Below are 12,400 nucleotides of genomic sequence, written 5' to 3' on the forward strand. Positions count from 1 at the left end.
GGACGTCACTATGCAGTCTTTACCCACTACTGATCTTTCATTACTTGACCAACGGCCATCCCATGTCCAGGTTCACCAAGGTCTGCTGGATGAATACGACGCGCTGTTGGCATTGATGCGAAACAATGAAACATCCCCAGACAGATTCGTCGACAAGCTGGTTACACCCAAGCCTCACTCACCCATGGCCCTGGAAAATGAAATCGGGCAGCGTGCATTACAGGCGCTGATCGAAGACAAGGCATACCAGGCACTGTGCGGCACGCTCAATGCGTTACACGACACACTGACGGTCACGCTGAAAGAGGGCAGAGTCTTTTACTCGGCACGCCAGAAGAACGGTCCGGACATTGTCCAGCTTGAACTCGACAAGAAGCCTGCTTTAAGTGAGTTACTGAAAGGCATTGAAAAATCCGTCCTGAGACTGGCGGGAAAGATCCGCTTCGACGGCCGGTTCTCACTGATCAGAATGACCCGATTCTATGGGATCGCCCCTTGGGATCCGCAAGACGCCGCACAACGCCAAGCCACGATCGATGCATTGGAGGAGCAACGTGCTCGCCATTCGCTGGGACTGTGGCATGGCGTAAATTTCGACGAACCGAGCCAAGAGCCAACGGCCGCGCAGGCCTTGGTCGACAGTCAGATCATCGGTACGGTGGGCCAATTGCTCCCCCCATCGCAGACGTCCTTGCTGGCTTACCTCGACTCCGTCGATATCGGCAACCTGTCAGCGACAACGGTCCGCGCGAAACCGTCGATGTACCTCGAAACGATCCTGCAATCTGCAAAAGCCCAGGCGTTGGCAAACAAACTGCTGCAAGCTCTGGGTTGGTACGGCGGCCAGGCCGGCGAAGAAACCGCTCCGCAAATACGCTACCAGTTGCTGATCAAGACCCTTCGCCTGTGGATCACCTCGACAGGAACCGACAACCCGGACGGCATCGCCGGCTACCGTTGGCAAAAGTCGTCCAATTGGGGGAAAAGCTACCAGCAGATCCTGACCGCGTTCGAAGCCCACCTGGTCACGACAAAACGCGCCGCGTCCGCGAATGAATCCGTTCTGATTGCAGGCCTTTTCCTACCATTGTTCCCGGCAGAGTTCCAGGTTCGCGATATACCGCCGCAATTGCCCTACCGAAGCTCCACCGTTTGGGTGAATTTTGTCCATGGGGTCCATCTCGCCAAGGCCATTGATCCGCTGTTGCTGCAACGACTGAATTTCCAACAATTGGTCGATCTCCCTATCAGGCAGGCCGCAGAAGCAACGACTGAAGATTTGAAGCTGATCACGCTGACCCGACTGAAACCGATGCAGGAATGGGCGGTGACAAATGGCGTGCTTGCCTACAACGCCGACGCCAACTATACGACGCAAGACATGCAGGACGCCGCGCAGAAGCTCGACGCTGTAATCGACAGCCTGAACAGCGCCATCCGCTGGCTCGATAGTCCCCCGCCCGAAAGACTGAACATTGCCAAACTCAGAATGGCTCGGCTTTTTGGTGAAGGCCGTTTCGTGTCGGACGGTATAAAGCTGATCAAGGAAGCCGATGCTGCATACACCGGTACACAGTTACGCCTCATGGCCCCCATTGGTAAACGTGTGCCTGACGCCTATTCGTTTGTGGATGTCTATGCCTCCGGGCAGCTCTATGAAAGGAAATGGTTCTTTACTGGCCCGGATGGAAAATCTCCAACCGATCTCTGGTTGAAAATCGACGGTGATCGAACCGTACAGACGAATCTGTCGTGGCCGGAGCTATTTGCTATCCCTCCTGAGCGCAGAACATTGCCAGATATCGAGCAGACGTTCACGACTCACTTCAAGATCCACATCAATTGGATCAGGAGCGCCTATAGAACGCTGATCACTCATCTACTCGCTTCCCTTCCCTTGGCTGGTCGCCACCGCTTGGAATATGGGTCGGTCAAGATCTATACGTTAAGAAAAGCAACTACGGGTATTGAGGCGGCGAACGAAACACAAGACGACACGCTTTCCCTGCGGGCGCGTAATGGTTTCATCCTCTCAGCGACCCGGGACAATGAAACGTCCTACTTTGAACTCCTGCCCAAGGCGGGAATCATTCGATGCCGAACAGATGTCACTCCCCAGCATATTGGCGCAGAACCAAAGACAGAAAGGTGGAGAATCAGTCACGGTTCGTCCGTGACCGTGACCGTGGCAGGTCATAAAAGCCTCCCGTTCGACTGGGATGCCCATGAGAAAGGAACCGCTCCGCGCGCTGACGCAGAATGCCTCGCCATCATGGATCAACTGGGCGACACACTTGAACCGGTTGATAGCAACGATATCAACGCCCTGCCGTATACATTGGAATCGAAGACCACCCAAAGAATCACGCGGCACATCGCCCAGCACCTGCTGTTCCTGGATGAGAAAGCACTGCGCGATAGCTGTTATGGGGAGACCGAATTCGATCGTGAAGAAGCCAATCGCAAGAAAGTCCTCGAAGTGGCGAAGACGGTCGTGCCTTTCTGGAGCAGCATCGAAGACCTGAGTTCAGGAAGTCGTGAGCGACTGGCCAGGGGTGCGTTTGGTCTTTTCATTGATTTGGCCTCCTTCGTCCTTCCCATCGGAAAGTTCGCCTCAGGCTCATTGAAGCTGGTCAACACAGTAGGCAAATGGACCATCCGCGAAACACTTCCCGCCTTCGCGAAACTCACGGGCACCTTGCTCAATGCCACTCTGAACCCCCTCGATGGCATTCCAGGCTTGCTGCGTGCCGGTAGCCAAAGCGCGTACCGGCTCGGTAAGAGCGGTTATCTGAATCTCAAGACCTTGACCGGCAGAGCGGGACACTATGACTTTGTAAAGGGCACGAGCCAGGTCACTGATCCAGGACGATGGCGGCCTCTGCTGCCAAATGACCAACTCAGTACAGTACGAGGGGTTGATGATGTTCCGGTACGCAATATCGGCTCCTCGGATAGAACCGACTACCGCCTGATCGACCCGCTATCGTCCAGACCCTACGGCCCATCATTGACCGACGACTCGGACGAATTGTCGTTAGGACGCTCCTACTACAACTCGCGGGCCACGACCGACACCGAAGTCATCGTCGAAGTACCTGAAACAACGCGCGTGCGCGAACGGCTGGAAGTCGATGGCAACCGCACGCTTTATCTGGATGATGTTCCTTACCGGTTGAACAAGGGAGTCCTGCGCCGCGCCAGCCACCTGGATGCCAGTGAAATACTCCAGAAGCGCCCATGCCGGGTACGCCGCGCACCCGGTGAGGTGTGCAAGACAAAATATGTATTGCCAGGCAAGCCGGCCGAACGACCGCCTGCCGGGGAGTTTGAAACCGAACTGAGCTGGGCCCCCTGGTTTGGCGATACGACGCTCTATCCTTCCGTGCCGAAAACTGCCGACGAGCGTGCCCTGTTGGCGTTTGAAGGAAAGATCTATGAGCTCAAGGACGGTAAGCTCAACACCTACAAAGGACGACCCGAATGGATTGGCCTGAAGAGCAAAATTCCCATCCCCAGGGAAACGATCTGCGCGACAGTGGAGTTCCAGACCGGTCTGTATGGAGGAATCAAAGTCACCGGCACAGCAGAAAAAATCGACGATATACACGAGACGGGCGCGCTTATCATCCGCTCCATCGATGAAAAATATACGTACGTTTTCACGCGATTGAATTTCGACGACTACTACATGACGAAACTGTCCTCTACGGACAGCATCGAGTCCCCGCTTACTCTGAAGAAACTGGGGCCCGACGACCTGGTGCCAGGCTCTGTGGGTGAGGAACTGCATCGGGTGTACATCGGCTCACTGAATGCAAACAACGCCGCGAGGATTTACGGAAGAGAGCAGGTCGAACTGGCGCTGGACAAGATTGATGAAATTTCAATCCCTATCGGCGCACCGGACCACCCGCCTTCGAACATGAAGTGGGTGAAGGTCAATACCTACCCCGCAGAAGCCGTGTTGTTTGATCGCAGAACCCGCATGATTGTCTCTGACTTGCCCAACGGCGCCGCCGTATGGAAGCCCTCCAGGCAGGCGCCCGAAGCACTGCAAACGTCAACAGCGGACATTTTCAATGCGCTCTTTACAACTCCTTCCGGCGGCGCTTCCGCGCAATCGACCGTTCGAACAGTCACTATCCATGACGCCATGCTGGAGCTGCAAAAGATCCTCCCGACCCAGAATCAGAAGAACATTGCGTTCGCCAGCGTTACCACCACGTCGGGGCACAAGGAAATTTATGTCAGTGTCTCCGGCATCGAGGACTACACCCGGCATCTGCCACTGTTCAAGTCCAATAGCGGACTGACCGAGATCACAGTGGGTGATGTCACTTACTTCAATGTCGATGGGCTCAGGAACCCTATCGACCCGGCCGCCCTTAGCCTGAGTCCCGACGGCAAACTGCTGGCTATCCCCCACCTCATGGATGCTCCTGGCAGCTCGGACAGATTGAGTCGGATCACTTCCGGGGACAGTGAAAGCAAGTTGATTGGCTACCTCAGTGAAAAATATCCGGGCCCCGAAGACATTAAGTCAATCACCGTGGCGACCACCTTGCCGCCCTGCGAATCCTGTTCGATTGTCATGAAGGAGTTCGGCCATGAGCGCGGGGCCGATGCGCTGAACGTCATCTGGGGACAACGACGCAAGCGTCCGGCCGAAGAGATGAGCACCTCTACCGACTCGGACTGAACCTGCGTCATCAATGCTGTTGCAGGTGCCCATAGAGCCTGGCATAGAGGCCGCCATCAGCGATCAGCTGCTGGTGGCCGCCGTCCTCGGCGATCCGACCACCATCGAAGACCAGCACTCGGTCAGCCTGTTTTACGGCCGACAACCGATGAGCGATAACCAACGTGGTGCGGTTGCTCAGGAACCGGGCCAGCGCCTGGTGCAGGTTATATTCGGTGGCGGAGTCCAAGGCGGATGTCGCCTCGTCGAGAATGACGACTTTGGGCTCGGCCAACACCATGCGTGCAATCGCCAGGCGCTGGCGCTGCCCGCCCGACAGGCGCACCCCGGAACGCCCCACCACACTGTCCAGTCCCTGAGGCAAAGCGCGTACCGTGGAATCGAGCTGGGCGATTTCCAGCGCTCGCCAACAAGCGTCGTCGCCACACTCGCGGCCCATGGCAAGGTTGGCGCGTACCGTGTCGTTGAACAGCGCCGGGTGTTGCAGCACCACCGCGACGTTCTCCCGGATGGTGTCCAGGCCGATCTCTTGCTGCGTGGCCCCGCCAAAACGAATATTGCCTGACTGCGGCGTGTACAGCCCCAGCAACAGTTGCACCAGGGTGCTCTTGCCCCCGCCGCTGGCGCCAACGATGGCCACCTTCTCCCCCGGCGCGATGGACAGGTTCAGTTGGTTGAGCACCGGTTCCTCGCCGTAGCCGAAACTCAGGCCGTGGATGTCGATACCCACGGTGTCGCGCCCCTTGAACGGATCGATGCCACCGGCGTACTGAGGCTCGTCGGCTCGGGCCAGCAGCTCATTGATCCGGCTCAACGCACCGCCAGCCGCATAAAACGCGTATTGCAGATTCAGCAGCTGCTCGACGGGGCCGATCATGAACCAGAGGTAACTGAACACCGCCAGCATCTGGCCGATGGACAGGTCGGAAAACACCACGGTGAGCATGGCCGCGGCGCGAAAAATGTCGATACCGAACTGGAACAGCAGGCCACTGGCGCGGTTCGAGGCGTCGGTTTTCCACTGCGAGTTCACCGCATAGTCACGCACTTCACGGGCGCGCGCGCCCAACCGACCGAGAAAGTAGCCCTGGCGGTTGCCGGCGCGCACTTCCTGGATGGCGTCCAGGGTTTCGGTCAGGGCCTGGGTAAACCGCGAGGTGCTGTCGTTTTCCAGTTTCTTGAGGTGCTTGACGCGCTTGCCCAATTGCACCGTGGCGTAGATCACCAGCGGATTGAACAACAGGATCAGCAGTGCCAGCTTCCAATGCATCCACACAAGGATGCCGGCAGTGCCCACCAGCGTCAGCATCGCCACCAGAAAACGACTGAGGGTCTCGCCGATGAATTTGTCGAGAGTCTCCAGGTCGGTGACCAGGTGGGCCGCCACCGTGCCGCTGCCCAGGCTTTCGTATTCGCCCAGGGAGATACGCTTGAGACGCTCGATCAAGCGCACGCGAATGCGATAAACGATGTCCTTGGCCAGGCTGGCGAATAACCGCGCCTGCAGCACGTTGAAGAGCAAGGCAGCGCAGCGCAGCGCCAGGGTCACCAGCAGCATCAACCCGATGTAGCCGGCAGCCCGTTGCCAGCCGGTCGGCAACGCCAGGTCCATGATCTTCAAGGCTGCATCGCCGCGCCCCAGCAGCACTTCGTCCACCAACAGCGGCAGCAGCAATGGAATGGGTACGCTGCACAGCGTCGCCAGCACGGCCACGCCGTTGGCGATCCACAAGGCTTTTTTATGTTTGAAGGCCAGGCGACGGATTTGCGCCCAGCTCAATCGATCGATGTGCTGCGGGGCGGACGCGCCCTCGGGTCGGTCAGGCACAGGCGGCGCGCTCCAGCCAGCGCCCGAGCAAGGGCGACAACTGGCTCAGCGGCTGATAGCCGTTGGTGAGCAGGGCCAGTTGGCCGTCACGCTCGGCCAGCAGCGTCGGGAACCCGGCGATGCCCAAGTCCTGTACCCAGGTGAAATCCGCCGCGGTGGCCGCGTGTTGATCGGCGCGGTCGAACGCGGCGGCGAATTCGATGCGCGGCAAGCCGGCCTGTTCGGCCAGCTCCACCAGGACGCTGGCGTGAGTGACGTCGCGGCCTTGCACATAAAAAGCCTGCTGAATCAGTTTCACCAGGCCCCAGGCCAGGTCCGGCGCCAGGCTGCGAGCGGTGACCACCGCCCGGCACGCCGGTTCGGTGTCGTAGACAAAACCGTCCGGCAAGGCGCCTTCGAATTTGAAAGGCTGGCCGGTGGCCTGAGTCACGGCCTGCCAGTGTTCAAGAATGTAGCGCCGGGTCGTCGGCTCCAGCGCCGAACCACTGCCAGTGCGCAAACCGCCCACCACCAGATGCAGTTCGACGCCAGCGGCGTGCGCCTGCTCGACCAATGCGTCAGCCACTGGCGCGAAGCCCCAGCACCAGGAACACATCGGGTCCATCACATAGAGCAGGCGTGACGCCATGGGTTCAAGCCTCGGAAGATTGCTGCTTGTAGTTGTAGCCGATCGGGTGCGGCATGTTGCGAGCCTTGGCCAGCTCGATCTGCTTCTGCCGGTCGATAGCACTGCGTCGGGTTTTCTCACTCAGCTTGTCCCAGCAATGGGGGCAACTGATGCCGGGCACGTAGTGCTCGGAGGCACGGTCTTCGACACTGACGGGCGTGCGACAGGCGTGACATTGATCATAGTCGCCCTCGCTGAGGTCGTGGCGAACCGTCACGCGGTTGTCGAACACGAAGCAGTCACCGCGCCACTTGGTTTGTTCCTGGGGCACCTCTTCGAGGTATTTCAGGATACCGCCCTTGAGGTGATAGACCTCGTCAAAGCCCTGACTGAGCATGTAGCTGGAGGCTTTTTCACAGCGAATGCCACCGGTGCAGAACATCGCCACTTTCTTATGTTTGGCCGGATCGAAATTGGCCTTGATGTAATCGGGAAACTCGCGAAAGCTGGTGGTCTTCGGGTCGATGGCGCCTTCGAAGGTGCCGATGGACACTTCGTAATCATTGCGAGTGTCGATCAACAGCACCTGCGGATCGCTGATCAGCGCGTTCCAGTCCTGCGGCTCGACATAGGTGCCGACCTGCTTGTTCGGGTCCACGCCTTCGACGCCCAGGGTGACGATTTCTTTCTTGAGCTTGACCTTGGTGCGATAGAACGGCTGTTCGTCGCAGTACGATTCCTTGTGGTCGATGTCGACCATGCGCGGATCGTTGCGCAGCCAGGCCAGCAGGCCGTCGATGCCCTCGCGGGTACCGGACACCGTGCCGTTGATGCCTTCATGGGCAATCAGCAAGGTGCCTTTGATGCCATTGTCGAGCATGGCCTGAAGCAAAGGCTCACGCAGCTCGACGTAATCTTCAAGGGTGACGAACTTATACAGTGCCGCCACGACAATGGGTTGTGTCATGGGTGTTTCTCCAGGTGGCTACCCTCGCAAAGGGTGAACCGGATGCGAAAAAAAACGCGCCGGGTCAGCGGCGCGTTGCGGATTCTAACAAATACACGGTGGCTTTAGGAGCACACCTGTGGCGAGGAGAGCTTGCTGTGGCGAGGGAGCTTGCTCCCGCTCGGCGGCGAAGCCGTCGCCTGCGTCATTTCAGGGGGACCGCTTCGCGGTCCAGCGGGAGCAAGCCCCCTCACCACGCAAAGCGCTTCACCACTGCACGCTCCCTGCCACAGCGCCTGAATCAGTGCTTACTGCCACCGGCACAAGTCGGCGAGGCCGGGGCCGCATCGACCTGGGCCCATTCTTCGGGGGTGTAGGTGTGCAGCGCCAACGCATGGAACTCGCCCATCAGCTCGCCCAGCGTGCCGTAGACCTTCTGGTGGCGCTTGACGCGATTGAGCCCCTCGAACTGCCGGCTGACCACCACGGCCTTGAAGTGGGTCTGTAGCCCACGGCTGTGCATGTGGCTTTCATCCAGCACTTGCAGATGCTCGGGCTGCAACAGCCCGAGGGTCGATTCGATGCGTTGTTGCATGCTCATACCGGGCTCCGCTTACGGCTTTTTCTTGGCTGGGGCGGCGGCTTTTGGCTCAAGCTCGGCGGTCATGTCGGCCAGCAGCTTGTTGACCACCGGCACCGCGCTTTCAAGCTTGGCCTGGGTCAGTTGGGCGGATTGCTGGGTCAGCTGCGGCATCTTCTCCAGCACCTTCTTGCCCAGTGGCGACTGGTAGAACGCTACCAGGTCCTTGAGCTCCGATTCGCTGAAGTTGCTGGTGTAGAGCTTGACCATGTCCGGCTTGAGCTTGTTCCAGCCGATGGCCTGGTCCAGGGCGGCATTGGCCTTGGCCTGGTAGGTTTCCAGGGTGGCTTTCTTCGATTCGGGGGCCTTGGTCTGTTCAAAGCGCTGGGCAAACATCTGTTGCACCTGCATGTATACCGGGGTGCCCAGCTTGTCGGCGTGCGCCAGGGTCAGGAACGCTTCGGCGCTGGCGTTGTGGCTGGCGGTATCGGCGAAAACAGGGCCGCTGGCACACACCAGAGCAACTGCGGTACAGATGGCACGAAGACGGGTCATCGAGTTTCCTTTCATAACAGGCGAGGTAAAACCCCAAGGGCGACCATTCTGCGCCTAAAAAACGCCGGGGCTCAACCCTCAGGCTTGCCGGGCCCGATTGACGGGCCCGACCCACCACTCCTAAATTGAAGGACGATTGAAGGAACCGGCGCAGCCCGTCAGGGCCTAAACTGCGCATTCAGCCCTTGAAGGAGTTTGACCCGATGAGCCGTATCGAAACCGACAGCCTTGGCCAGGTTGAAGTCCCGGAGCAGGCCTACTGGGGCGCCCAGACCCAGCGCTCGATGATCAACTTTGCCATCGGCGAGGAGCGTATGCCGCTGTCGGTGCTGCATGCCCTGGCTCTGGTCAAGAAGGCCGCCGCCCGCGTCAATGACCGCAATGGCGACCTGCCCGCCGACATCGCCCGCCTGATCGAACAGGCCGCCGACGAAGTGCTGGCGGGCCAGCATGACGACCAGTTCCCGCTGGTGGTCTGGCAGACCGGCAGCGGCACCCAGAGCAACATGAACGTCAACGAAGTCATCGCCGGCCGTGCCAACGAGCTGGCCGGCAACCCTCGTGGAGGCAAGAGCCCGGTGCACCCCAACGATCATGTCAACCGCTCCCAAAGCTCCAATGACTGCTTCCCGACCGCCATGCACATCGCGGCGGTCCAGGCGGTCTATCAGCAGCTGCTACCGGCCATCGCCGAATTGTCCGGTGGCCTGGCGGAACTGGCGGCGCGCCACATGAAACTGGTCAAGACCGGCCGCACCCACATGATGGACGCCACGCCGATCACCTTTGGCCAGGAACTGTCGGCGTTCATTGCCCAGCTCGACTATGCCGAACGGACCATCCGCGCGGCGCTGCCGGCGGTCTGCGAGCTGGCCCAGGGCGGTACGGCGGTGGGCACCGGGCTCAATTCGCCCCATGGCTTTGGCGAAGCGATTGCCGCCGAGCTAGCAGCGCTGTCGGGCCTGCCGTTTGTCACCGCGCCGAACAAGTTTGCCGCACTGGCCGGCCACGAACCCCTGACTGCTCTGTCCGGCGCGCTGAAAACCCTGGCCGTGACCCTAATGAAAATCGCCAACGACCTGCGCCTACTGGGCTCGGGTCCACGCGCGGGGTTCGCCGAGGTGAAATTGCCGGCCAACGAGCCGGGCAGTTCGATCATGCCGGGCAAGGTCAACCCGACCCAGTGCGAAGCCTTGTCGATGCTCGCCTGCCAGGTCCTGGGCAACGACGTGACCATCGGGTTCGCCGCCAGCCAGGGCCATCTGCAATTGAACGTGTTCAAGCCGGTGATCATCCACAACCTGCTGCAATCGATCCGTCTGCTGGCCGACGGCTGCAGCAACTTCCAACAACATTGCATTGCCGGGCTCGAGCCGGATGCCGAGCAGATGGCCGCGCACCTGGAGCGCGGATTGATGCTGGTGACCGCGCTGAACCCGCATATCGGCTACGACAAATCGGCCGAGATTGCCAAGAAAGCCTACAGCGAGGGCCTGACCCTGCGCGAAGCGGCCTTGCAGCTAGGCTATCTGACCGATGAAGAATTCGATGCCTGGGTAAGGCCGGAGAATATGCTGGAGGCGGGTAGCCAGGGCTGAGTGTGGCGTGACTGACGGGCCCTCATCGCGAGCAGGCTCGCTCCCACAGGAGATCCCGCTCGGACACAAAATATGTGCGCGCTGAAGATCCAAATGTGGGAGCGAGCCTGCTCGCGATGGGGCCAGTGGGTTCGACATCTTCTGCGCCTGCCATGGCGCCATCGCGAGCAAGCCCGCTCCCACAGGGGAACTGTGCCCCCTATCGCTCTACAACCATCCGCTGCCGTCGGGCCCTGAGTCCGGCGATCAGCGACGGCCCCAGCGCGACCAGGGCCGACCCCAGCACCACCAACACCGCCCCGCCATACCCCAACAGGTTGATCTGCTCGGCATGGACGTAGTCGGGCCACCACCAGGCCGCGATGGCTACGGCGGCGAAGGTCACCAACGGGGTGATCGCCAGCGTTGCGCTGACCCGCGAGGCTTCCCAATGGGCCAAGGCCTCGGCAAACGCGCCGTAGGCAATCAGGGTGTTGAGGCAACAAGCGAGTAACAGCCAACCTTGCAACGGGCTCAGTTGCAGGGCCTCAAGCGGATGTACCCAAGGGGTGAGCAACAAAGCGCAGAACAGGTAGATCACCATCATCACCTGCAATGAATTCCACACCGTCAGCAATTGCTTCTGGCCCAGGGCGTAGAAGGTCCAGACCGTCGACGCCAGCAACACCAGCAGCACCCCGGCGGTGTACTCGCTCAGGGACGTCAGCAATTCAACGAGACGCTGGTTGAAAAACAGCGCGAAACCGATCAGCAACACCGCCAGGCCGATGCCCTGCCCGACGCTGAAGCGCTCCTTGAACACGAACAGGCTGGCGACCAGCAACATGATCGGGCCCATCTGCACCACCAGTTGCGCCGTGCCGGGACTGAGGCGGTTGAGTCCCATCAGGTACAACACGTAGTTTCCCACCAGCCCGAGCACTGCCATCATCACCAGCCAGCCACCACGAGGCCCCAGCACCTTGCGACTGGGCAAGCGCCGGGTGGCCGCCAGGTAAATGAACAGCATGCCGCCCGACACCAGTAGGCGAAACCAGGTCACGGTCACTGGATCCATCACTTGCAGCACTTGCTTGAGCTTGATCGGCAGAATGCCCCACAACAAAGCGGTCAACAGGGCGAGAAACAGGCCGTAGACCCAGCGACCGGACGAAATGTGCATGCAATCCTCGAAGCTCAAGACATGAGCGCCCATTCTAGGCATGGATCCGCAGGCACCACAGACACAGTTGGCGATTAAATTCGGAACGACGATGGCACTTTGCCGCCTATCGGCTGGATAAGCAGCAATCGATGCCAGCGTCTACACTCCCATTCAGCCGACTCAGCCGCTTTTTCTGGAGCCCCTTCATGCTTGGCAAACGTGCCCAGGACCCCGCCTCCGCGATGGTCTTCCCCAGTGACCGAATTTGCCGGATAAATGGCGAGTTCTACTTCAGTACCCGCGAAGGCACCCAGGAAGGCCCGTTCGTCAGTCGCGAGGCTGCCTTGCTCGAAGTCGAGGCGTACATCAAGCGGATGCTGCAGGTCGATAAGGTCGCCAGCTAGCCCCATTCGAAGGAACAACCCGTATCCCGTGGCGAA

9 protein-coding genes are annotated in these 12,400 nt (G+C 59.8%); 3 read left to right on the plus strand and 6 right to left on the minus strand.

From position 1 onward, the window contains the following. Window positions 1-10: 10 nt before the first annotated feature. The gene (locus ACLEJR_RS02875) at window positions 11-4,702 is read left to right on the plus strand and encodes a hypothetical protein (RefSeq protein ID WP_440795659.1); all 4,692 of its coding nucleotides are present in this window, start codon (window positions 11-13) and stop codon (window positions 4,700-4,702) included. A gap of 10 nt (window positions 4,703-4,712) precedes the next feature. On the opposite strand, the gene ACLEJR_RS02880 is transcribed toward ACLEJR_RS02875, so the two are convergent. From ACLEJR_RS02880 to ACLEJR_RS02900, 5 genes are all read right to left on the minus strand, one after another. Next, on the minus strand, window positions 4,713-6,491 hold the full coding sequence (locus ACLEJR_RS02880) for an ABC transporter ATP-binding protein (protein ID WP_440795839.1): 1,779 nt from the start codon (window positions 6,489-6,491) through the stop codon (window positions 4,713-4,715). A 31-nt stretch (window positions 6,492-6,522) separates the two neighbouring features. Further along, complete coding sequence (locus tag ACLEJR_RS02885) at window positions 6,523-7,125, minus strand: DsbA family protein (protein WP_245138361.1); 603 nt, start codon at window positions 7,123-7,125, stop codon at window positions 6,523-6,525. A gap of 37 nt (window positions 7,126-7,162) precedes the next feature. Then, window positions 7,163-8,104, minus strand: coding sequence for an oxygen-dependent tRNA uridine(34) hydroxylase TrhO (gene trhO / locus ACLEJR_RS02890; protein WP_440795661.1), 942 nt, complete (start codon window positions 8,102-8,104; stop codon window positions 7,163-7,165). A gap of 280 nt (window positions 8,105-8,384) precedes the next feature. Continuing rightward, window positions 8,385-8,684: a BolA family protein gene (locus tag ACLEJR_RS02895; RefSeq protein ID WP_440795663.1), complete on the minus strand. Its 300-nt coding sequence runs from the start codon at window positions 8,682-8,684 to the stop codon at window positions 8,385-8,387. 12 nt (window positions 8,685-8,696) lie between these two features. Then, complete coding sequence (locus tag ACLEJR_RS02900; RefSeq protein WP_042732949.1) at window positions 8,697-9,218, minus strand: DUF2059 domain-containing protein; 522 nt, start codon at window positions 9,216-9,218, stop codon at window positions 8,697-8,699. Window positions 9,219-9,421: 203 nt separating this feature from the next. On the opposite strand from ACLEJR_RS02900, the gene ACLEJR_RS02905 reads away from it, so the two are divergent. After that, window positions 9,422-10,816 (plus strand): class II fumarate hydratase, encoded by a 1,395-nt coding sequence (locus ACLEJR_RS02905; protein ID WP_440812033.1) that lies wholly within the window; start codon window positions 9,422-9,424, stop codon window positions 10,814-10,816. 199 nt (window positions 10,817-11,015) lie between these two features. On the opposite strand, the gene ACLEJR_RS02910 is transcribed toward ACLEJR_RS02905, so the two are convergent. Beyond that, window positions 11,016-11,978 (minus strand): DMT family transporter, encoded by a 963-nt coding sequence (locus tag ACLEJR_RS02910; protein WP_440795667.1) that lies wholly within the window; start codon window positions 11,976-11,978, stop codon window positions 11,016-11,018. 188 nt (window positions 11,979-12,166) lie between these two features. Here ACLEJR_RS02910 and ACLEJR_RS02915 point away from each other — a divergent pair, with 188 nt between their 5' ends. Continuing rightward, a complete protein-coding gene (locus ACLEJR_RS02915) occupies window positions 12,167-12,364 on the plus strand; it encodes a DUF6316 family protein (RefSeq protein ID WP_440795669.1) in 198 nt (65 codons plus the stop codon). Window positions 12,365-12,400 lie beyond the last annotated feature (36 nt).

Source organism: Pseudomonas sp. SMN5 (genome assembly GCF_052041925.1).
Lineage (GTDB): Bacteria > Pseudomonadota > Gammaproteobacteria > Pseudomonadales > Pseudomonadaceae > Aquipseudomonas.

Excerpts from the sequence above, each read along its gene's own strand:
- ACLEJR_RS02905 (WP_440812033.1), top strand. The coding sequence starts at position 9,422 with ATGAGCCGTATCGAAACCGACAGCCTTGGCCAGGTTGAAGTCCCGGAG.
- trhO (WP_440795661.1), bottom strand. The coding sequence starts at position 8,104 with ATGACACAACCCATTGTCGTGGCGGCACTGTATAAGTTCGTCACCCTT.
- ACLEJR_RS02875 (WP_440795659.1), top strand. The coding sequence starts at position 11 with ATGCAGTCTTTACCCACTACTGATCTTTCATTACTTGACCAACGGCCA.
- ACLEJR_RS02885 (WP_245138361.1), bottom strand. The coding sequence starts at position 7,125 with ATGTGTTCCTGGTGCTGGGGCTTCGCGCCAGTGGCTGACGCATTGGTC.
- ACLEJR_RS02910 (WP_440795667.1), bottom strand. The coding sequence starts at position 11,978 with ATGCACATTTCGTCCGGTCGCTGGGTCTACGGCCTGTTTCTCGCCCTG.
- ACLEJR_RS02915 (WP_440795669.1), top strand. The coding sequence starts at position 12,167 with ATGCTTGGCAAACGTGCCCAGGACCCCGCCTCCGCGATGGTCTTCCCC.
- ACLEJR_RS02895 (WP_440795663.1), bottom strand. The coding sequence starts at position 8,684 with ATGAGCATGCAACAACGCATCGAATCGACCCTCGGGCTGTTGCAGCCC.
- ACLEJR_RS02900 (WP_042732949.1), bottom strand. The coding sequence starts at position 9,218 with ATGACCCGTCTTCGTGCCATCTGTACCGCAGTTGCTCTGGTGTGTGCC.